Source organism: Ralstonia chuxiongensis (assembly GCF_024158925.1).
Lineage (GTDB): Bacteria > Pseudomonadota > Gammaproteobacteria > Burkholderiales > Burkholderiaceae > Ralstonia > Ralstonia chuxiongensis.
The window spans coordinates 166,069-188,087 of sequence record NZ_JAMYWC010000002.1 but is presented as its reverse complement, the minus strand read 5'-3'; the positions used below and the strand labels follow the sequence as shown (position 1 = coordinate 188,087).

The following is a 22,019-nucleotide window of genomic DNA, read 5'->3' as shown; positions in this document are numbered from 1 at the left end:
CCGCGCAGGAGGACAACTCATGAACAGATCGACACAGCATATTGGCGCGCGCCGCGTTGCAGCGTTGTTTGTGGCGGGCTTGCTGGGCTTTGGCGGTGCGCTGAGTGTGGCGCGGGCGGCGGCGGACAAGTCCGACACCACCTTCGTCACCAAGGCTGCGGCTGCCGGGATGCTCGAAGTGCAGGCCAGCCAGGTTGCCATTACACGTGCGAGCAACCCGGACGTACGCGCCTTTGCACAGCGCATGGTGAAGGACCACACCACGGTGGGCGACGAACTCAAGGCGCTGGCCGGTAAAAAGGGCATTGCGGTGCCGGACAGCTTGCCTGCGGACGAGCGCGCCAAGGTCGACAAGCTCAGCGCGCTGGAAGGCGCGAAGTTCGACAAGGCCTACGCCGACGAGGTGGGCGTGAAAGCGCACAAGGAGGCGGTCTCACTGTTCGACAAGGCCTCCAAGGATGCGAAGGACCCCGACATCAAGGCGTTCTTCTCACATAACCTGCCTGCGCTGCGCGAGCATCTGCAGATGGCGGAGCAGTTGAAGCCCGCGATGAAATAATTCCGCGCTGCGCCCCCAAGACCCCGCCCTGGCGCCGGGACAAATCGCGATGAACGCGGCCCCTTGTTGGGGCCGTTTTCTTTGCGCGCTGTTTGCGTGCCCAACCGATTCGTTCTGGGCCACACCGCTTCCTGTTTTCATGCGGCTTCGTCACTAAATTTTCATGGTTTCCCGCCAAGATTCGGCCGCGCAAACGTTTTAGTCGTGCAAGAGCCGCCCACATGCATGGGTGGCCGGAGGCGTTTGCCCGACCTCATCGAATCGACAGGAAACCACAATGCTTTCGACCAAGAAAACGCTGCTCGCGATTGCGGTGCCGGCATGCATGACCCTCGGCCTCTACGCCTGCGGCGGCAGTAACGACCCCGCGCCCACGAGCACGGCAGGCACCTCGCCGGCACCGACCACGCCCACCACACCGACACAGCCTGCCAAGCCGCAAGGCATGTGGACGACGGGCGATCTGCACGTGCACACGGCGGAGTCCGTCGATGCCGTCACGCCGTTGTCCACGGTGCTCGACCACGCGTTCGACCTCAACAGCCTCGACTGGATGGCCGTATCGAACCACTTGCGCCCGTCGCCGCGCGACGCCACGGGCGCCACGCTCACGGGCGGCTCCATTGCCGCGTCCGCCGGGATCGCCAAGTACGAGATGCCCGCCATTGCGCAGGCGCAAGCGGCAGGCAAGTACGCGGGCAAGCTGATCTTCTCGGCTGCCGAATGGGACATGCCCACGCACGACCACCTGAACGTCGGTATCTTTGATGGCACCGACAAGCTGCAGACGTCGGCCAAGGGCCTGAACAAGTTCGAATACTTCTTCACGCAGCAGGCCGCATCGCTGTTTGACCCGAACGATGTAACCGCGTGGCAGCAGGAAGGCCCGCGCGCCGGCACCACGCACGCCGACGTGGTCAATGCCTTCAAGTGGCTCAAGACGAATTACCCGAACTCGAGCTACGGCCTGATCAACCATCCGTCGCGCAACCCGGGCAAGTACACGGTGGCGGACTTCCGCGAGTTCAACGACACCGCGCCCGACGTCATGTTCGGCATCGAAGGCATGGTCGGCAACCAGATGGAGCCCGACCGCGGCGGCTATACCAGCGCCTACACCGACGCTAACCTGAAGAACCGCACCTACGGCGGTGTCGACTACGTGGTCGCGCAAGTCGGCGGCATCTGGGATGCGCTGCTCGGCGAAGGCCGCCGCATCTGGAACTTTGCCGATTCTGACCACCACTTTGAAGTGGATGCCACACAGCAGTTCAGCAGCGGCTACTACCCCGGCGAATACGCCAAGACCTACATCTGGCTGCCGGGCACCAGCCCCGACCTGAAGACGCTGCTGGCGGCCATGCGCTCGGGCAAATCGTTCGCCGTGTTTGGCGACCTTATCAACGCGCTGGACTTCAGTGCGGGGACCGCGGCCACGTCAGCCGACATGGGCGGCACGCTCACGGCCAAGGCCGGCGACAAGGTAACGATCACCATCCGCTTCAAGAGCCCCGATCACAACAACTACGAGTACCCGCTGGGCAGCGGCTTCAAGGTCAACATGCGTCCGGTGGTGGATCACGTTGACCTGATTGCGGGTGACGTGACGGGCAAGGCCGCATCGGGCACGCCGGCCTATGCCAAGGACACCAATGACTCCACCAAGGTCATCGCCACGTTCACGAAGGCGGACTGGAAGGTCGACGCCGACGGCTACAACAGCATCACGTACACCTACACAGCGGCCAAGAACCAATACTTCCGCCTGCGCGGCACCAACCTCGGCATGAACGTGTCGGGCGAAACCAGCAACGGCAACCCGCTGCCCGACCAGAAGACCGTGGTGACGGAAAACGCCGCGCGCTTCAACGCCATCAACGATCGCAACTACAACGATCTGTGGTTCTACTCGAACCCGGTGTTTGTGTCGGTGCAATAAATGCCGAAGCAGTAAGGCAGGGGCGGTGACTTACGCTGCGGCGGGCGCACTCGTCCGCCGCAGCCAAACCGTCACCGCCAGCCCGGCGCCGCCCGGCCCGGGCGCCAGCGCAATCTGACCGCCCATGCGATCCACGATCTGACGCACGATCGCCAGACCCAGGCCGCTGCCCTGGGTCTGCGTGCCTTCCAGACGCGTGAAGCGCTCGAACACGCGTGTGTACGCCTCGGGCGGAATGCCGGGCCCGTTGTCGGTCACGGTCAGCATGGCCCAACCGTAGTCCGCCGACACCTGCACCGTCACGCGGCCGCCTTCCTGCGTGTAACGCACGGCATTGTCGACCAGGTTGAAGAGCAGAGCGGCGATCAGCGTGCGGTTGCCTGACGTCCAGACGGGCTGCTCGGCAGGCTCGATCCCCAGATCGATCCGACGGCCGTCGGCCAGCAGCGCGAGGTCCTCCAACACGGTGCGCGCCACTTGCGAGAGGTCGACCGCCTCGCTCGTCGCGGCCGATGCTTCGGCCTGAGACAGCAGCAGCAAGTCGTTGATGAGATCCGCCAGGTTGCGCGTGCTGGTTCGCGCGGCCTTCAGGACTTCGTGCAGCGCGGCATCCGCGTTGGTTTGCGCTGCCACCTGCATCTGCGTATCGAGAATCGCCAGCGGCGTGCGCATCTGGTGCGCAGCATCGGCAATGAAGCGCTTCTGCGTGATCGCGTTGTCGGCAATGCGCTGCAGGTATTGGTTGAACGCCCCGGCAATCGGCTGCAGCTCGTGCTGCAAGCCAGCGGGATCTAGCGGCGCAAGGTCGGTAGGCGCGCGTGCCGACACGTTGCCGGCCAGCCGCAAGATCGGCCGCAGCTCGAGCGTCAGGCCGATGAGGATCATCGCCAGCGCCAGTCCCACCAGCGCGAGCTGGCGCACGGTGCCAGGCCACCACAGCTGGCGGATCATCGCGTCACGACCGTTCATGGTTTGCGCGACGCGCGTGACGACGCGCTCGGTGCGGCCGGCGTCGTACATGGTGCGCACCACTGCGGCCACGTGCACGGGCTGGCCTTCCACGGTATCGGTGTAGGTGCCGGCGTCGGCCAGGCCCGCTGCGTCAAACGCGGGGCGCGTGCCGAAGTCGAGCCGCCCGGCCAGCAGGCGCCCGTGCTCGGTGCTGACTTGGTACGCCACCTGATCGCGCACCGGGGTTTCCGGCGCGGCAAACACGGCCAGCGCAGCCGGCGGCACCGACACACGCAGGCGGCCTTCGTCCCATTCGATCTGGCCGCTGATCATCTGTGCGGCCGTGTCGAGCGCATGGAAGTGCACGAGATCGGCGTTATGACGTGCGGCGGCCAGGTCGAGCCAGCCATCGGCCGCCACATAGACGACCAGCGGCAATGCCAGCCACAACACCAGCCGCGCACGCAGGCTACGCGCCCGCGTTGGGGCGGACTGCGCTGGCGCTTGGTCAGGACTGCGCGGCGGAGGCATCGCGCAGCAGGTAGCCAAGGCCGCGCAGCGTGACGATGGTGGCAGCGGAATGCTCCAGCTTCTTGCGCAGGCGGTGGATGTATATCTCGATGGCCTCGGGGCTGGCTTCGTCGTCCATCCCGAACACGCCGTTCACCAGCGCCGGTTTGGACACCGTGCGCCCAAGCTTCAGCATCAGGATTTCAAGGACGGTGTGCTCACGTGCTGGCAGCACCAGCGGCTGCCCGGCAAGGTTGAAGGTGCGGCTGCCGGTGTGGTAAGTCAGGTCGCCACATTGCAGTTCGACGGACTGATCAGGCGCGCTGCGCCGCACCAGCACCTGGATGCGCGCAATCAGCTCGCGAATCTCGAACGGCTTGACGAGGTAGTCATCGGCGCCGGCACCCAGGCAGGCAACCTTGTCGTCGATCCCGCCGCTGGCCGTGAGAATCAGCACCGGCACCGGGTTGCGCCGGCCGCGCAAACGTTGCAATACACCTTGCCCTGACAACGTGGGCAATTGCAGGTCGAGCAGCACCACATCGTAGTGTTGCGTAAGCAACAGCGTGTCGGCGGATTCGCCATCGGTGGCGTGATCCACGGTGAAATGGGCGCGGCGCAAGGCTTCAGAGAGCCAGTGCGCCAGCGGGGCGTTGTCTTCGATCAGGAGCAGCTTCATGCGAAAACAGCGCGTCCGAAAAATGAAAGCTATTTGTGGGTTGCCGCTTCCTAGAATGGTGGCGGCTGCCTACGCGCGCCGGAGGCGTCATTCACCAGATCCGGACCGCGCGATACTGATATCTACAAAAGAGCCGGAGACAACTCAATGGGTGTTTTTACCTGCAGGAGCGCTCGCGCACGCGGCGTCCGGGGCTGGGTCACGCCGTGGCTCGCTGCCCTTCTGGCCGTGGCAACTTCGCATGCCCTTGCACAAGACCCGGCGCGCCTGACGCTCATGGTCAGCGGCACCGCCAAGATGATCTACCTGCCCGCTACGCTAGCGCAGCGCCTGGGCTATTTCCGTGACGAAGGGCTCGATGTGGAACTGGTCTCGCAGCCCGCCGGCGTCGATGCGGAGAGCGAACTGCTCACCGGCTTTGCGCAAGGCGTGGTCGGCTTTTATGACCACACCATCGACCTGCAGGCCAAGGGCAAGGAAGTGCGCGCCATTGTCGTATTCAGTCAGGTGCCGGGCGAGGCGGAAGTCGTGTCGACACGGTTACCGGCGACGGTGCAGTCCATGCGTGACCTGCGCGGCCGCACGCTGGGCGTGACGGGGCTGGGCGCATCCACCAGCTTTCTCACGCGTTACCTGATGACGCAGCAGGGGCTGTCGGCCGGCGACTACACCATGCTGCCGGTCGGTGCCGAACGCAGCTTCGTCACCGCTCTGCGCAGCGGCCGCATCGATGCCGGCATGACCACCGACCCGACGGTCTCACGCCTCGTGCACAGCGGCGAAGCCCGGGTGCTGCTCGATCTGCGCACGCTGGAGAGCACGCGTGCCGCGCTGGGCGGTTCGTATCCGGCCGCGTGTCTGTACTTGCAGACCGAATGGCTGGAAGCGCATCCGGACGTCGCCGCCAAACTGGCCCGCGCATTCGTGCACACCCTGCGCTACATGCGCACGCACGGTGCTGAAGACATTGCCGCCCGCATGCCGCCTGAATTCCGGCGCGATCATCCAGAGCTGTACACAAAAGCGCTTGCCGCCGCGTTGCCCACTTTCAGCACCGACGGACGCATGCCGGACGACGGCCCACCCACCGTCCTGCGCGTCCTCGCCGCCAGCAATGCCAACGCGCGCGACAAGCACATCGACCTCTCGCGCACCTACACCAACAAGTTTGTCGATCAGGTGCGCGAGCGCCGCTAGCTCAAACCAAACACTCGCTTAGAAGCGCGTGCGCATACCGACACCAAACTCCGTCTGGCTGTTGTGGCCGTTGGTGCCGCCCACGATGTACTGATCCTTGAGCTTCATGTAGTCCGCCGCCACGTAGAACTCCGTGCGCTTGGACACGTGGTAGAACACCGAGCCGTACAGCGTGTTCTTGCGGCCGCTGCCCGCTGCGGTGGCGCCCACCACGCTGGCGTACGCATTGAGCGTGTTGCCATCTGCGCTGAAGGCAGCGTTGTCAGCCTTCATGATCTGGTAGCCGATTTCATAGTCGAACGCGCCTTGCGGAGCGATCTTCAGCGACAGCGTGTAGGCGTCGTCCTTGCGATTGCCCAGCGCGGCTGGCTGCTCGCCGGTGTAGTGGAAGTAACCGGCGTTGACACGGAACATACCCATGATCACGTTGCCGCCCAGCGAGTAGGAACGATCCATGAAGCCGCCCACCTTGGCCTGTTGGGCGAAGCCTGCCAGATGGAAGTTGTCGCCGTTGTAGCCCAGTGCGAGCGACTCGGTGGTGCCTTGCGTGAACTGGCCCGGCACTTCGCCAAACTGATAGCCCAGGGCCGTCAGGAAGCGGCCGCCCCACATCTTCTTCCACACCACGCCGTTGTTCATGCGCGTGCCGGTGGCGCTGCCTGCATAGAAAATCAGCTGCTTGAAGTTGTTGGTGTTGGTGTACCCGCCTTCTTCCAGACCGACTTTCTCGCTGGTGTACGGGTCGCCGTAGATGGCAGAGATATCGCGCGCAATCGCGTTCTGGCGGCCGAAGGTCAGCTTGCCCAGCGATTGGCTCGACAGGCCCACCCAGGCGTCACGATTGAACAGCACGCCCGGGGTGTCCATGTTGCCGGTCGGCGTTTCGTATTCCGATTCCAGTTTGAAGATGGCCGACGTGCCGCCGCCCAGGTCTTCCTTGCCGGTCAGGCCCCAGCGGCTGCCCGAGAACCAGGGAATCTGGAAGCCGGTGGTGCGCGCGCCTGAAGCGTTGGTGTTGTTGACGGTGCTGATAGTGGTGTCGATCAGGCCGTAGAGCGTCACGTTCGACTGGGCATGAGCGGCGCCGGTGGCCAGCGTGGCCGCTGCGGCTGCAGTTGCCGCAAGGGCAAACTTGATGCGGGACATTGAAGTCTCCTTCCTTTGTGGGTGATGGTGTCCGGTCGTGATGCCGGCTTCGGGAAACGCGCAACGGCAGTGGGTCAGACCGCCCGATGCAATCGCTGGGCGAGCGTAGAAGGGGGCACCTTTCTGGAGCCTTTCGCGTCGGTGTGCGCGCAACGCTAGGGTCTACCCGCATTGGGAACATGCGCAGAGGCGGGCGTTGTTGCGCCGTCCAATGCAACGCATTGCAGCCCTGGCAATCGGGCTCGCGGTAGAGTGTCGAGTCACCTCAACGCCACCAGGCTCCTCCCATGCATCCGTCCCAAATGACCGGCCTGCAATTGCTGCAGGCCATGTCGCACGGCACTCTGCCGCGCGCATCCATCAGCGAGACCATCCCAATGACGATGGACCTCATCGAAGCGGGCACGGTGCACTTCGGTGCCCGGGCCGACAAACGCCACCTCAATCCGCTGGGCGGTGTGCATGGCGGCTTTGCGGCGACGGTGCTCGACTCCGTGACGGGCTGCGCCGTGCATTCGATGCTCGAAGCCGGCGTCGGCTACGGCACGGTCGACTTGAACGTAAAGATGGTGAAGGCGGTGCCGGTGGATACGCCGCTGGTGGCCGTTGGACGCGTGCTGCATGTCTCGCGCACGATCGGCGTGTCGGAGGGCACGCTAAAAACGCAGGACGGCACATTGCTGGCGCATGCCACGGCAACGTGTGTCATCCGTCGTCCGTAACCCCGATTCACCTGGAGCACTTGATGTCTGAACCGCTGCAAACCCTGTCCGACTTGTCTGCGAAAAACACCGCGCTGGTGTTGATCGACCTGCAACGCGGCATCCTGCCGTTTGCCCAGGGGCCGCACTCGGCCGAGCAGGTATTGGGCGCCTCTGCCAAGCTCGCCAAGCGCTTTCGCGAGCTGGGTGCACCCGTGGTACTGGTGCGCGTGGGGTGGGCGCCGGACTACGCCGATGCGCCGCGCCAGCCCGTCGACCGCCCCGCGCCCACACAGCCCGGTGGCCTGCCGCCGCAATGGTGGGAACAACCCGCCGAGCTGGAAGTGGCGCCCACCGACATCCAGATCACCAAGCGCCAGTGGGGCGCGTTCTACGGTACCGAACTCGATCTGCAATTGCGCCGTCGCGGCATCACCACCATCGTGCTGGGCGGCATCTCGACACACGTGGGGGTGGAATCGACCGCGCGTGCCGCCTGGGAGCACGGCTACGCGCTGGTGCTGGCCGAAGACGCGATGAGTTCGAACGATGCGGCGATGCATCGATCCTCGGTGGAGAACGTGTTCCCGCGACTGGGCCGCGTGCGCGATACCGGCACGATCCTCGCGGCGCTGACGGCCTGAACGTTCAGGCGCCGTCCTCGACCGGCACGTACAGCACCATACGCAGGCGCGGGTCTTCCATCACCGGCAGGCCGATGTAGTCGTAGCGGACAACCTTGCCGGCGGGCGTGCGGATCAGCTTGTGCTCCGCGCGCTGGGCGCGCACCTCGTGCTGCCGCCACCAGGTATCGAACTCGCGGCTGCTGGTGCGCAACCGGTCGACCAACGCGACGAGCACCGGGTCGTCTGCGTGCGGGTCGTACACCGCGCGAAACTTCGCCAGCATGCGCCGCGCCTCGTTCTCCCACTCGACAAAACGCTCGCGTGCATTCCCGTACAGGAACATGTAGACCAGCGAGTTGCGGTCTTCCTGCGGCATCGTGCCGAAATCCATGAAGAGCTGCGAGGTCGCCTCGTTCCAGCACAGCAGCTCGGTGCGGTAGCTACGCACGTGGGCGGGCAAGACCATGCCGGCGACGGCCCGGCGCAAGACATCGGGCACCGCTTCGGCGGCCGAACGCCCGGTCGCCGCAGCTGCCGTGAAGACCGATTCCGCGCGCGCCAGGCCACGCATGTGCGCGCGCTCATCCGAAGACAGCTTCAGCGCGCGCCCGATCGCCTCGATGGTCGCCACGGAAGGCCGCACGTCGCGCCCCTGCTCGATGCGCACATACCAGTCGATGCTGATGTTGGCGAGCTGTGCGACTTCTTCCCGGCGCAGGCCGGCGGTGCGACGGCGCCCGCTGCCCTCGGGCAGTCCCACGTCCTGCGGACGCAGGTGGCTGCGGCGGCTGCGCAGGAACTCGCCCAGCTCGTTACGGGGCGCCGCAGGGAAGGAGGCAAGGTCGGCGGTGAAATCGTCCATGAGGGGCATTACACACGACAGCGCGTGAAGGTGGGAGGGACAACCCAATCCTAGGTTAATCCTAGCTCTGCATCGAATCGGCTCGCGCACCTACGCTGCGTTCATCCCTCTTTCCGGAGCCGATCGTGACTCACATTTCCTCTGCTTCCTCAGTATCGGAACCTCGCCGCTGGCTCGCCTTCGGTGTGATGGTGACGGCGCAATTCATGTTCATCGTCGACGCGTTCATCGCGAATGTGGCGATCCCGAGCATCCGCACAAGCCTGCACGCCACGCCCGCGCAACTGGAGGCGGTGCTGGCGGTGTACCAGCTTGGCTACGCGATTCTGCTCATCACGGGCGGCCGTCTGGGTGATCTGTTCGGGCGCAGGCGCGTGTTCCTGCTGGGCCTCGTCGCCTTTACCGCCACCTCGGCCGGTTGCGGGCTGGCGGGTAGCGCGGCGGCGCTCATTGCATGGCGTTTCGCGCAGGGCCTGTCGGCCGCGATGATGGTGCCGCAGGTGCTGGCGAGCGTGCAGGCGCTCTTTGCCGGCACCGAGCGTGACCGCGCGCTGTCGATCTTCGGCCTGGTGATGGGCACCGGCGGCGCGGCCGGGCTGCTGGTGGGCGGCGCACTCACCAGCGCAGACATCGCGGGGCTGGGCTGGCGCGCGGCCTTCCTGATCAATGTGCCGGTCGGGCTGACTGCCGCGCTGCTGGGCTGGCGCTGGATTCCGCACCCGGGCGCCAACGCAGCGAAGGTGCATCTCGATACCGCCGGCGTGGCGTGGATGGCCGTGAGCGTGGCGGCCGTGCTGGTGCCGCTGCTGTTCGGCCGCGAACTGCACTGGCCGGTGTGGACCCTGGCACTGCTTGTCGTAGGCGTACTCGGCATGGCCACGTTCCAGCAACTGGAAGCCCGTGTCGATCGTGCCGGCGGTACGCCGCTGCTGCCGCCCACCTTGCTGCAGCATCGCACCTTCATGACGGGCCTGACGGCGTCGGCGCTGCATTACATCGGGATGATGGCGTTCTTCCTGGTGCTGACGCTGTATCTGCAGAACGGGCGGCAGCTTTCTGCGGTGCGCATGGGGGTCGCCATCCTGCCACTGGCCATCACGTTTCTGATCACGTCGCGGGTGGCCAATGCGCTGGTACGGCGCTATGGCGTTCGCGCCCTGCTGGCAGGCCTCGGCCTGATGGCGCTGGGCTTGCTGGCACTGCTGTCGGGTTTCGGTACGGAGTGGGCGCACCCCGCCACGCCGAGCATGATGCGCATCGGCATTGCCGTGGCGCTGTACGGGGCAGGGCAGGGGCTGGTCGTCGTTCCGCTGATCGGCTTGGTGCTGACTGGCGTAGTGCGTACGCAGGCGGGCGCTGCAGCGGGGCTGCTGATTACTGCGCAGCAATTGGCAGGCGCACTGGGCGTCGCCTGCATCGGCGGGCTGTATTTCACCTTTGCCGCAGCCGACGGTGCCAATGGCATGGCGCACGGCACGATGGCGGGATGCATGGCCATGCTGGCAGCGCTTGGCGCAGCGGCCGTCGGCTTTGCGCGGCTGGGTGCACAGCAGCGGCAACTGGCCGCGGCTGGCGCGGCAAGCCCGGCCTGAGCAGCCCCGCATCAATCGCACCATTCGATACTCGGGCGCGCGACACAAGCGCGCCCGTGTGCATTGATCGGCCCCAACGGAGGTTCCAAACTCCCGCGCGATGCGCTTGGCATCGCTCCTCTTCTTTCCTCATGGCCACTGTGTCCCACCTTCGCGCCGCGGCTTCGACCACGTCCGCTGCACCATCCCTGGCGCGCCGCATCGTCGCGGAGGGGCTCGGTACGGCCTTGCTAATTGCGGTGGTGATCGGCACCGGCATCCACGCAAGCCGGCTCTCCGGCGGCGATGCCACGTGGACGCTGCTGGCGCAATCGCTGGCCGGTGGCGCCGGCTTGCTGGCGCTGCTGACGGTGTTCGCGCCGGTGTCGGGTGCGCACCTGAACCCGGCGGTCACCCTGTCGGCGTTGCTGCGGGGCGGTCTGCGTGGGCATGAAGCGCTGGCCTATCTGGCTGCACAGGCCGTGGGCGCCACGCTGGGTGTGGCCGCCGCGCACGTCATGTTTGGCATGCCGGCATGGGCGCCGGGCACGCATGCCGCCACCGGCCTCGCACTGTGGTGGAGCGAAGCACTGGCAACGTTCGGGCTGATCGGCGTGGGCGTCGCATGCGGGCGTCACGCGCCGAAGCAATTGCCGCTCGTGGTGGCTGCCTATATCGCTGCGGGGTATTGGTTCACGTCGTCGTCATCGCTGGCCAACCCGGCGTTGGCCTTTGCCTGCGCACTGACCGACGGCCCCTCCGGCATCCGCCCCGGCGATGTCCCGGGCTACATGCTGGCGCAACTCGCCGGCGCGCTGCTGGCAACGCCGTTGTTCAGTTGGCTGATGGGCGTGGAAGCCGCACCCGCGCAGGCATCCGGCGCCGCCATCGCGCCGGCTCAAGCTGTGCCGATGCACCGTCAGCCAAGCTGAGGGTGGGCGCTCAGCGGAGCGCTGTCAGCCCGCGGGCGCGGGCGTACTGAAAGAGATCGATCTCGCGCGCCAGGCCCAGCTTGCGCAGCGCCACGGCCTTTTGCGTGCTGACGGTCTTCACGCTCGAACCGAGCATGAGCGCTATGTCGGTCACGGCCGTGCCGCCGGCATACAGGCGCAGGACTTCGCGCTCGCGCGCGCTCAGTCGCTCGCAGACATCTCGTTCATTGGAACCAAGGCCCGTCTCTTCCAGGATGCGCGGGCTGTCATACCGCACGCCGCGGGCGGCCGCCATGACAGCGTGCCCGACATGAACGAAGTCATCGCTCTTGCTGACGATGCCGGCCACACCAATCTGCCGCATGGCGCGCAAGAGGGCGGGGTTGCGGACCATCGTGCAGACGACGATGGCGCGCTTCTGGTGCTGCTTGCGCAAGCGCGCCAGCAACTGCATGCCATCGAAGGCGGGTTCGCCACCCAGGTTGTAGTCGGTCACGATGACGTTGCAGTCGATTTGCGTAAGCACTTGCATCAGCTCGCGCCCGTCGTGTGCCTGTGCCACGACCTGCTGCTGTGGAAACTGCGCAATGGCCGCCGCCAGCCCCATAAGAATCACCGGATGATCGTCTGCCATCACGATCGAGAGGACAGAGCACATGCGCACGCCGTCAGGTCAGGTGCGTCGCCAGCGATGAGGTGTCCAGCGTGGCGAGCAGCAGGGTGGAAGGGATCGGAGCCGTCATGGGAGTCAGAAGCGCCGCTGAAAGGAGCCGGTACCTTACTCACCAGATATGCCGCGCGGGATCAGACTTTTCTGACTTTGGCTCCGCGTAACCTTTCGGGGCAGAAGCTGCTTCTATCTGGGTTGAGAAAAACTGAATGGCCCTGCGGTATTCGCGCTTATTCGCGCTTACGCTGCCGCTTGCACATGCGCAAGAAACGCGGTGACAGACAGCGGTGCCGCCCACAGATAGCCCTGCCCGGTCGCACAGCCCAGCGCGCGCAACGTCTGGCGCTGCGCTTCGGTTTCCACGCCTTCGGCAATGCACTCGAGATGCAGCGTGCGCGCCAGCTCGATCATCGTGCGGCAGATCACGCCGCGCTGGCTGGTCTGGTCCACCGCAGCCGTAAACGAGCGATCGATCTTCAGAATGGTGAAGGGCAGGTCGGCCAGCAGCTTGAGCGTGGCAATGCCCACACCAAAATCGTCGATGGCCAGCGGATGGCCCAGCAGGCGCAGGCGGTTGAGTGCGATGGTGAGCTGCGTTGCATCGTGCACGGGCGAATCCTCCGTCAGCTCGATAGCGATGGCGGCTGGCGCTATGCGGGCCTCGCGCACGATGGCTTCGATGCGCTCGATGGTGCCGGCGCGGCTGAGCGTCTGCGCAGACGCATTCACACCGATCGAAACGGGATACGCATGCGCGGCCAGCGCGTGCTGCACGCGCACGCAATGCTCCAGCACATGGAAGAACAGGCCATCAGCCAGCCCGAGCGCTTCCAGGCGCGGCACGAACGCCGCTGGCGACACACGCCCATGCACCGGATGCATCCAGCGGCAGAGCGCCTCGGCGCCGGCGATCTGGTTGGTGGCCAGATCGTGCTGGGGTTGGAATACGACCTCGATCTGTTCTGGCGTTTCCTGAATGAGCGCGACAAGTTCGTCATCGGAGAACTGCGGCAAGACAGCGGCTGCAGCCGATGCCCCGTCCCGCTCCCGCGCGGCGGCTTCCTCCAGCAGCGGCAGCACGTGCGCCGGGCGCAGCGGCTTCTGCACGCCGTGCGTGCGCGTCAAGCCGATCGCATCGGCCAGGCTGATGTGCGACTCGACGATCGGCGCATCCATCGCGCTGACCCACGCCCACACAGGCGCCTGTCGCGGAAAGACGCAGCCGCCGCGCAAGTGCATCTGCTCCATCAGCTCTGGGCCGTTCATGCCGGGCATGTCGATGTCGCACAGCACGAGATCGACGTGGCAGAGCTGGAGAAGGTAGAGCGCCTCGCGGCCGTCGCAGGCGGTCAGGATCTGCTGCACGCCCAGCGTATGGAGCAGTTGCCGGGCGGCGGCCCGTTGCACCGGATGGTCGTCCACCACCAGCACGGCGAGTTGCGCGAAACCTTCCATCGGCCAGTCCTTCTTGTTGTCGGTATCGGGGCGAGGCGCATCCCGTTTGCGCTGTGTGACGCCACCGTCAGCCGCCATTGAAGCACCGGCCGGGGGCGTTGTCAGGTGGAGTCAGCGTGCGGCGCCGGAAAAAACAAAGCCCGCGCAGCTTTTCAACTGCGCGGGCCTTGAGAGATTCCCCCAACCTTTTGAGCTTCCGACGCCGGTGTCGACAGCGTCGGGATGGAAGAAATCGTGCCCGAAAAAAATGAAGCCCGCAACAGGGGCGGGCTCAAAAGGGGGGGAGTGCTCTCTAAAGAGAGAGCAAGGTGAAGTTTAGTGGAGGGGGTGAAGTCAGACTGTCCGGGGTTGGCCGAAAGGCTTGTAGGACAAAAGCTGACGATATTTCGCGATGTTAGCCGCACAAAGCAGGCGGTTGCGCGCACATTCGCTGCGCTAACGTGATTCAAGCAGCGCTTTGGTTATTTCGCGCCGACAGACGTGTAGGTGTTCGAGGGGCGACTCGAAGCGCACGCTTGAAAAATCCTCGCTCGTTGCTATCGGGCAACGCTGCCGAGGAAAACACGTAGAAAAGTTGAGAATTCAGGGTAGCCGGGATCGGCCGAGATGCAAGGCGGCCAGAAGAAGAGCAAAAGCCGCGCGCCAAAGAAAAAAGCCCGAGCACCAGGTGCTCGGGCCACAATCCACCAAGGAGGGTGGAGGAGACAATTCCTACTATAGCGAATCGTTTGTTGCGTTGCAATAACGTAGAACTACTTAATGTAACGAGAAGCTACAAGCGTTGCCGCAGCGCCACGTGTGACGAAAACGATTGCCCTTGTTACACAATGACGCAGCGCAGCAAAACAACGTGGCGTGCTGAAAACCTCCTCCGGTTCCAGGCTCGCGGCGCTTCACTTGCGGGGTCATCCGCGAAAGTAACCGCTGACTTAGCACCCGCTGCTTAAAACGCCGGCAGGATCGCGCCCTTGAACTGCGTGTCGATGAACTTGCGCACGTCTTCCGATTGGTAGGCGCGCACCAGCGTCTTCACCCACGGCTGGTTCTTGTCTTTTTCGCGCACGGCGATCAGGTTGGCGTACGGCCCCTGGCGATCTTCCAGTGCGATGGCGTCCTTGGCCGGCGTCAGGCCATTCTTGACCGCGTAGTCGGTGTTGATCGAAGCGGCGTCCAGATCATCCAGCGAGCGCGGCAGTTGTGCCGAGTCCAGCTCGATCAGCTTGATCTTCTTCGGGTTCTCCACCACGTCACGCGGTGTCGCATTGTTGCCGTTCGTGCCGGCGCCCGCCTTGAGCTTGATCACGCCCGCCTTCTGCAGCAAAAGCAGCGCACGGTTGCCATTGGATGGATCGTTCTGGATACCGACCTTGGCGCCTTCCTTGAGCTGCGCGAGCGATTTGATCTTCTTCGAGTAAAAGCCCATCGGCGCCACATAGGTCAGGCCCACGTTGACGATCTTGTAGCCGCGCGCCTTGATCTGGCCGTCGAGGAAAGGCTGGTGCTGGAAACCGTTGGCGTCCAGGTCGCCCGAATCGAGTGCGGGGTTGGGCTGGGCGTAGTCGTTGAACTCGATGACCTTGACGTCCAGGCCGTCCTTTTTGGCGACCTTCTGCACGACTTCCCAGATTTGCGCGTCGGGGCCGCTCATGGTGCCGAGCTTGATCTGCTTGGTGTCGGCGCTGGCGGCAGTTGCAACGGCAAAGGCGATGGCCGGTACGGCCACGCGCGCAAGGCGGGAGAACAGAGACATGGAGAAACCTCGTGGATCTTGTCGTGAATGAAATCGCCCGCGGGTAGCGGGCGGTGTGACGCAATCGTGTCACGCATGCGCTCACGACAGAACGACATTTTCGGCATGTCCATATGCCCAACAACGGTGCAGCTAGGCGATGGGCTCGCCGTCCTCCACGGGCGGAGGTTCAGCGGCGGGCAGGGCGACGACGAAGCACGCGCCGCCATCAGCCGGCGCCTCCACCCAGATGCGGCCGTGATGCGCGCTCACGATCCCCTCGCACACGGCCAAGCCCAGGCCGACCCCGGTGGTGGCCGATTCCTTCTCACCGCGCGTGAACTTCTCGAAGATGGTCCGCACCGAGCCCGCCGGCACGCCGGGGCCGTGGTCGCGCACACGCAGGCGCAGTTCATCGCCGCGCGCGTCGTCGTGGACGATCTCCCCAGAGATGCGCACCTCGGTGCCGGCCGGCGCAAACTTGCCCGCGTTTTCCAGCAGGTTCGACAGCACGCGCTCCATCAACGGCCCGTCGCAGCGGATAAGGGGCAGGGCTGCGAGGTTATCCACAACCACACGATGATCAGGCAGCGGAATCGCTTGCAGCGCCGCGCCAACAAGCTCTTCCATCGACTGCCACTCCAGCCGCAACTTGACGTCCTGGTTCTGCAGGCGCGCCATGTCGAGCAGGTTGGTGACCATCGTGCGCATGCGCTGCGCCTGCTGGCCGATGGCGGTGGCAGCCTCAGCTTGCAGCGCAGGCAGGGGCGGCTGCGCGCGCAGCAGCGTCTCGGCCATCCCCACCAGGCCCGTGAGAGGCGTCCGTAAATCGTGCGACACGGCGGCCAGCAGTGAATTGCGCAGCCGCTCCGATTCAATGCGCACCAAGGCGTCGCGGGCAACCTCCACGTAATGCACGCGCTCGATGGCGATGGCGATGAGCGTGGCGCAGGCATCGATCTGGCGCCGGTTGTCGGGCTGCGCGAGCACGTGGAAGGTTTCGGACTCCACCGCCAGCACACCGCGAATGGCCATCGGCGCTTTCAGGGGCAGATACAGCACCGAACCCGACGGCAGCGTGTGCGTGCCTGTGCCGGCAGGCTGGCCGTGCTGGTACGTCCAATCGGCCAGCACGCGGTCGAGATTCGGCATGCCCGACGGTGCATCGGTGGTGCCTTCCGGCTTGGCGATTTGCGGTGCGCCAAGCCGCCCATCAAGCCCGACGAAGAAAAACGCGCAGCGCCCGCCAAAGGTGGCGTTGACGAAGCGCCCACCGATGCTGACGATCTGATCCAGCGTGAGCGCGGCGGACAACTCCCGCGCGGCCTCATACAACGCATGCGCGGCGGCCTCGCGCTGCACCGCCACCTCGGCCTGTTCACGCAGGCCTGCCGTCAACTGGCCCACCAGCATGCCCACGGCCAGCATCACCGCAAAGGTCAGCAGGTACTGCACGTCGCTCACGGCGAAGGAATAACGCGGCGGCACGAAAAAGAAATCGAACAGCGCCACCGACAGCACCGACGCCAGCGCCGCCGGGCCGCGCCCATGCCGCATCGCCACCGCCACCACGGCGGCCAGGAACAGCATGACGATGTTGGCCAGATCGAACACCGGCCGCACAAGGCTGGAGAGCGCCGTCGCAATCCCGACGTACACGCACGCGGCCACGTAAGCCGGCTTGAGCCACCCGGCCTGTGCATCGGCGGCGCGCTGGGCTTCGCTGCGCACATCCGCACGGCCGACCTCCGCTGCGCGCGGCGTGAGCTGGATATGCGCCGGGTCGGCCGCGGCGCGAATCACGTCGACCTCGGGACAATGCCGCGCCAGCGCCTCGGCAAAGTCACCGCTGGGCAACCGGCGCTCCAGCCCGATCGCCAGCCGCAGCGCAACCACGATGGCCCGCGCCGACCGCCAGCGCTTCTCGGGCGGGCGCCCGATCACGGCCTTGGTGATGTTGTGGCGGCGGATATAACCGGTGATGGCCTCGACGGCATTGGTGCCGGCCAGCGTTTCCACGCGCGCGCCCGCATCTTCGGCCAGCTTGAGCAACGCGTGCAGGCGTTCGGCGCGCGCATCGGCCGCACGCAAATGCGGCATCACCACGGCCACGGCATGCCAATCGCATTCAAGCTGCGCGGCCAGGCGCGCAGCACTTCGGATCACCTGCTCGCTGTCGCCCTGCGGGTCCAGGCAAGCGACGACGGTTTCGCGCGTGCGCCAGACGTTTTCAATGCGGCGCGCGCGGCGGTAAGCCTGCACGTCGTCGTCCACGCGGTCGGCGGTGCGGCGCAGGGCGAGTTCGCGCAGGGCGATGAGGTTGCCCTTGCGGAAGAAATTGCGCGCCGCATGCTGCGCCTGCTCGGGCATGTAGACCTTGCCCTCGGCCAGGCGGCGCAGCAGCTCATCGGCCGGCAGGTCGACGAGGATGACTTCGTTAGCGGCATCGAACACCGCATCGGGCACGGTTTCCCACACGCGGATGCCGGTGATGCTGCCCACTGCCTCGTTCAGGCTGTCGAGATGCTGGACGTTGACGGTGGTCCAGACGTCGATGCCGGCGGCAAGCAAATCCTGGATGTCCTGCCAGCGCTTGGGGTGGCGCGACCCCGCCACGTTGGAGTGGGCAAGCTCGTCGACGAGGATGAGCGCGGGCTTTCGCGCCAGCGCAGCATCGAGGTCGAACTCGGGCAGCGTCCGGCCCTTGTATTCGATCTGGCGGGTGGGGAGGTGTTCGAGGTCGGCGACCAGCGCGGCGGTTTCGGCGCGGCCGTGGGTTTCAACCAGGCCGATGATGGCGTCGATGCCGGCGGCGCGCGCGGCCTTTGCTGCTGCCAGCATCGCGTAGGTCTTGCCTACGCCGGCTGAGGCGCCGAAGTAGATGCGGAGTTTGCCGCGGGCGGACTGCTCTTGGCCGGATTGGAGTTCGGCTAGGAGTTGGTCTGGGTTCGGGCGTTGGTCTGCTGGCATGGCTTGTATTTTGGGTGCTTTTTGTTCTTGTGGTGCATCCCTTGTTTCATCCCCTGCCGGGGCTGACTCACTTTCTTTGTCTTGCCAAAGAAAGTAAGCAAAGAAAGGCGCGCCCGAGATGGCGACTTCCCCTTGGATTTGTGTCGCGGGGAGGGGAAGGAGCCAAACTCGCTGCGCTCAGACAAGGCTCCTTCCTTTTTCCTCCCCGCAACAAAAATCCAAGGCGCCATCTAGGGCAGGGTACGGCCAGACCATCGAAGCTCAACGCAGCAGTAGGTGCGCGGCAAGACGCGAGGCAAAGCAGTAAAACCAAGTGGAGATAGCGAGCGAAGCAAAGCAGCACACCGCAACAAACGAAACTCCGACAGGCCACACAAACCACCGGTTTGGCCGTTGACGTTCCTGCCCTTGATGGCGCCTTGAATTTTCGTAAGCGGGCGGAAAAAAGGTGGGGAACTGTCTGAGCGCAGCGAGTTTTCCCCACCTCCGCCCGGTTACGCAAATTCAAGGAATCTTTCGCCATCTCGGGCGCGCCTTTCTTTTGCTTACTTTTCTTTGGCAAGACAAAGAAAAGTGAGTCGGTCCCGGCAGGGAACGAAAGGGGGATGGACCACCAACACACAAACCAGTGGTCCACAAAGTTCACCTCAAACCATCCAACGCCAAATTCAACTCCAACACATTCACAGTAGCCTCCCCAAACACCCCAAGAATCGGCCCCTTGGTGTTCTCAGCCACCGCCTTCTTCACCAGCTCAGCCGACAGATGTCGCGCACGCGCCACGCGCTCAACTTGGTACGCCGCAGCAGCCGGACTGATCTGCGGGTCCAGCCCGCTCGCAGACGCCGTCACAAGATCAGCAGGAATCGGCGCGGTGTTCGTCGGGTCCGCTTCCTTGAGCGCAGCAATGCGTGCCTTCGCCGCCTCCGTCAACGCCGGGTTGCTGGGCCCAAAGTTGGAACCACCAGAAGCCTGCGCGTTATACGCGTTCGGCGCAGTCGCCGAGATCCGCCCCCAGAAATACTCCGGCGACTCAAAGTTCTGCCCGATCAGCGATGAGCCGACTGCCTTGCCATTGCGCTCGATGATCGAGCCCCCGGCCTGCGCCGGAAACAGCGCCTTGCCAATGCCCGTCACCACCACCGGATACAGCACCCCGGTAATGAGCGACAGCCCGACGAACACCACCAGCGCCGCACGCAGCAGCCCACCTTGTTGCGGCACATCGGCCTGCACGTTTTGTGTTGTGGTTGCCATGAATGCACTCCTTCCTTAAACCCAGCCCATTGCGGCCAGGAACATGTCGATGATCTTGATGCCGGGGAAGGGCAGCAGCAGGCCGCCCAGGCCGTAGACCAAGAGGTTCCGGCGCAGCAGCGCAGCCGCCCCCAGCGCGCGGTATTTCACGCCCTTGAGCGCCAGCGGAATCAGGAACACGATGATCAGCGCGTTGAAAATCACCGCGCTCATCACGGCCGATGCGGGCGTGGCCAGGTGCATGACGTTCAGTGCGGCAAGCTGCGGGTACGTCGTCGCAAATGCGGCCGGGATGATCGCGAAGTACTTCGCCACGTCATTGGCGATCGAGAACGTGGTGAGTGAGCCGCGCGTCATCAGCATCTGCTTGCCGATCTCGACAATCTGGATCAGCTTGGTCGGGCTGGAATCCAGGTCGACCATGTTGCCGGCCTCCTTGGCGGCCTGCGTGCCGCTGTTCATGGCGACGGCCACGTCGGCCTGTGCCAGCGCGGGCGCATCGTTGGTGCCGTCACCGGTCATGGCAACGAGGCGGCCTTGCGCTTGCTGCTCGCGGATCAGCGCGAGCTTGGTCTCGGGCGTGGCTTCGGCAATGAAGTCGTCAACCCCCGCTTCGGCCGCGATGGAGGCGGCGGTCAGGCGGTTGTCGCCGGTGATCATCACCGTCTTGATGCCCATCTGACGCAGCTCGGCAAAGCGCTCGCGGATGCCGGCCTTCACGATGTCTTTCAGCTCCACCACGCCGAGCACGCGGTCGTTGTCGGACACAACCAGCGGCGTGCCGCCCTGGCGTGCGACGTCGTCGACGGCGGTGGACACGGCGTCGGGAAACTTGCCGGCCAGCAGCGTCACATGCGTGCGAATGGCATCTGCCGCGCCCTTGCGGATCTGACGGGCGTCGCCTGCATACGAGACGTTGATGCCGCTCATACGCGTTTGCGCAGAGAAGGCGACGTACACCGGCTGCGTCTTCGCAAGCGCCGCTTCATCGATGGATGCCTCGCCCAGGTTGCGTGCCAGCGTGACGATGCTGCGGCCTTCCGGCGTTTCATCGGCCAACGACGACAACCATGCGGCCTCGGCCAACTGCTTGGCCGTCACGCCCGGCGCGGGAATGAAGCGCGAAGCCTGGCGGTTGCCGTGCGTGATCGTGCCGGTCTTGTCGAGCAGCAGCACATCCACATCACCGGCAGCCTCCACGGCGCGGCCCGACGTGGCGATCACGTTGGCCTGCATCATGCGGCTCATACCGGCCACGCCAATGGCGGACAGCAGCCCCCCGATGGTGGTCGGGATCAGACACACCAGCAGCGCGACGAGCACGGTAATGGTGATCGGCGAGCCGGCCTTCATCGCGTCCACTGAGAAGATCGAATACGGCAGCAGCGTGACGGTCGCCAGCATCAGGATGATGGTCAGGCTCACCAGCAGGATCGTCAGCGCCAGCTCGTTGGGCGTCTTCTGGCGCTTGGCGCCTTCCACCATCGAGATCATCCGATCAAGGAAGCTCTCGCCGGGGTTGGCGGTGATGCGCACGATGATCCAGTCCGACAGCACGCGCGTGCCGCCCGTCACGGACGAGAAATCCCCGCCCGATTCGCGGATGACCGGTGCCGATTCGCCCGTGATGGCGCTTTCATCCACCGAGGCCACGCCTTCGATGACCTCGCCGTCGCCGGGCACCATGTCGCCGGCTTCGATCAGCACGATGTCACCACGGCGCAGGGCGGTGGCGGCGCGCGCGTCCACGCGCGATTTGGCACCATCGTGGCGGTGCGGGTCTGCCAGCACTTTGGCCTGCACGGTGGTCTTGATGCCGCGCAGCGATGCCGCCTGCTGCTTGCTGCGGCCCTCGGCCAGCGCCTCGGCAAAGTTGGCAAACAACACCGTGAACCACAGCCACACTGATACAGCGAGGATGAAGCCCGCCGGCGCTTCGGCCTGGCCGCGCAGCGCCATCACCCACAGGATGGTGGTGAGGATGCTGCCGATATAGACGACAAACATCACCGGGTTCTTGGCCTGCGCGCGCGGCGACAGCTTGCGGAAGCTATCGACAATGGCGGGCTTGACCAGCGCCGACGAGAACATCGACAGCTTGCGCACATCCTTGGCGGACAGCGTGGTATGCGTCGTATGCGTGCTGCGTGCCTGCGGCTCGGCGGCTGCAGCAGTACCAGTACCGGCGCTCGGCTCAAGCTTGTGCTTGACCGTACGCACAGCCGGTTCGGATTCGGGATAACGGATAGCCATAAGGCACCTGTT

General features: G+C 65.1%; 17 protein-coding genes. 7 read left to right on the top strand and 10 right to left on the bottom strand.

The features are described 5' to 3' along the window. Positions 1-19 precede the first annotated feature (19 nt). Together NKG59_RS05490 and NKG59_RS05485 are read left to right on the top strand one after the other, a co-directional pair. Positions 20-559, top strand: a complete 540-nt coding sequence (locus tag NKG59_RS05490) for a DUF4142 domain-containing protein (protein WP_253535815.1) — start codon at positions 20-22, stop codon at positions 557-559. A 277-nt stretch (positions 560-836) separates the two neighbouring features. Then, positions 837-2,498, top strand: a complete 1,662-nt coding sequence (locus NKG59_RS05485) for an S-layer protein (RefSeq protein WP_253535814.1) — start codon at positions 837-839, stop codon at positions 2,496-2,498. 30 nt (positions 2,499-2,528) lie between these two features. Here NKG59_RS05485 and NKG59_RS05480 read toward each other — a convergent pair whose 3' ends face one another. Together NKG59_RS05480 and NKG59_RS05475 are read right to left on the bottom strand one after the other, a co-directional pair. Beyond that, positions 2,529-3,980, bottom strand: a complete 1,452-nt coding sequence (locus tag NKG59_RS05480; protein ID WP_253535813.1) for a sensor histidine kinase — start codon at positions 3,978-3,980, stop codon at positions 2,529-2,531. Beyond that, the gene (locus tag NKG59_RS05475; protein ID WP_024977145.1) at positions 3,958-4,638 is read right to left on the bottom strand and encodes a response regulator; all 681 of its coding nucleotides are present in this window, start codon (positions 4,636-4,638) and stop codon (positions 3,958-3,960) included. The genes NKG59_RS05480 and NKG59_RS05475 overlap by 23 nt, the downstream gene beginning before the upstream one ends. Positions 4,639-4,785: 147 nt before the next feature. Between NKG59_RS05475 and NKG59_RS05470 the strand changes: the two genes are divergently transcribed. Then, a complete protein-coding gene (locus NKG59_RS05470; protein WP_253535812.1) occupies positions 4,786-5,835 on the top strand; it encodes an ABC transporter substrate-binding protein in 1,050 nt (349 codons plus the stop codon). An 18-nt stretch (positions 5,836-5,853) separates the two neighbouring features. Here the strand turns inward: NKG59_RS05470 and NKG59_RS05465 are convergent, their stop codons facing one another. Then, on the bottom strand, positions 5,854-6,981 hold the full coding sequence (locus NKG59_RS05465) for a porin (RefSeq protein ID WP_045205229.1): 1,128 nt from the start codon (positions 6,979-6,981) through the stop codon (positions 5,854-5,856). 287 nt (positions 6,982-7,268) lie between these two features. Here NKG59_RS05465 and NKG59_RS05460 point away from each other — a divergent pair, with 287 nt between their 5' ends. Together NKG59_RS05460 and NKG59_RS05455 are read left to right on the top strand one after the other, a co-directional pair. After that, complete coding sequence (locus tag NKG59_RS05460) at positions 7,269-7,703, top strand: PaaI family thioesterase (protein ID WP_253535811.1); 435 nt, start codon at positions 7,269-7,271, stop codon at positions 7,701-7,703. A 23-nt stretch (positions 7,704-7,726) separates the two neighbouring features. Further along, positions 7,727-8,326, top strand: coding sequence for a hydrolase (locus NKG59_RS05455; protein ID WP_253535810.1), 600 nt, complete (start codon positions 7,727-7,729; stop codon positions 8,324-8,326). A 4-nt stretch (positions 8,327-8,330) separates the two neighbouring features. On the opposite strand, the gene NKG59_RS05450 is transcribed toward NKG59_RS05455, so the two are convergent. Further along, positions 8,331-9,170: a helix-turn-helix transcriptional regulator gene (locus NKG59_RS05450; protein ID WP_253535809.1), complete on the bottom strand. Its 840-nt coding sequence runs from the start codon at positions 9,168-9,170 to the stop codon at positions 8,331-8,333. 125 nt (positions 9,171-9,295) lie between these two features. Here NKG59_RS05450 and NKG59_RS05445 point away from each other — a divergent pair, with 125 nt between their 5' ends. Both NKG59_RS05445 and NKG59_RS05440 read left to right on the top strand, forming a co-directional pair. After that, a complete protein-coding gene (locus tag NKG59_RS05445) occupies positions 9,296-10,762 on the top strand; it encodes an MFS transporter (protein ID WP_253535808.1) in 1,467 nt (488 codons plus the stop codon). A 131-nt stretch (positions 10,763-10,893) separates the two neighbouring features. Continuing rightward, positions 10,894-11,673: an aquaporin gene (locus NKG59_RS05440; RefSeq protein ID WP_253535807.1), complete on the top strand. Its 780-nt coding sequence runs from the start codon at positions 10,894-10,896 to the stop codon at positions 11,671-11,673. Positions 11,674-11,683: 10 nt separating this feature from the next. On the opposite strand, the gene NKG59_RS05435 is transcribed toward NKG59_RS05440, so the two are convergent. From NKG59_RS05435 to kdpB, 6 genes are all read right to left on the bottom strand, one after another. Continuing rightward, positions 11,684-12,331, bottom strand: coding sequence for a response regulator (locus tag NKG59_RS05435; RefSeq protein WP_253535806.1), 648 nt, complete (start codon positions 12,329-12,331; stop codon positions 11,684-11,686). A 252-nt stretch (positions 12,332-12,583) separates the two neighbouring features. Then, positions 12,584-13,798 carry an EAL domain-containing response regulator gene (locus NKG59_RS05430; protein WP_253536463.1) on the bottom strand — a complete coding sequence of 405 codons (1,215 nt, stop codon included), beginning with the start codon at positions 13,796-13,798 and terminating at the stop codon, positions 12,584-12,586. A 943-nt stretch (positions 13,799-14,741) separates the two neighbouring features. Next, complete coding sequence (locus NKG59_RS05425; protein ID WP_253535805.1) at positions 14,742-15,548, bottom strand: MetQ/NlpA family ABC transporter substrate-binding protein; 807 nt, start codon at positions 15,546-15,548, stop codon at positions 14,742-14,744. A gap of 132 nt (positions 15,549-15,680) precedes the next feature. Continuing rightward, the gene (locus NKG59_RS05420) at positions 15,681-18,497 is read right to left on the bottom strand and encodes a sensor histidine kinase (RefSeq protein ID WP_253535804.1); all 2,817 of its coding nucleotides are present in this window, start codon (positions 18,495-18,497) and stop codon (positions 15,681-15,683) included. Positions 18,498-19,139: 642 nt separating this feature from the next. Further along, on the bottom strand, positions 19,140-19,754 hold the full coding sequence (kdpC, locus tag NKG59_RS05415) for a potassium-transporting ATPase subunit KdpC (protein ID WP_253535803.1): 615 nt from the start codon (positions 19,752-19,754) through the stop codon (positions 19,140-19,142). Between the two features lie 15 nt (positions 19,755-19,769). Then, on the bottom strand, positions 19,770-22,007 hold the full coding sequence (gene kdpB / locus NKG59_RS05410) for a potassium-transporting ATPase subunit KdpB (protein ID WP_253535802.1): 2,238 nt from the start codon (positions 22,005-22,007) through the stop codon (positions 19,770-19,772). Between the last annotated feature and the right edge of the window lie 12 nt (positions 22,008-22,019).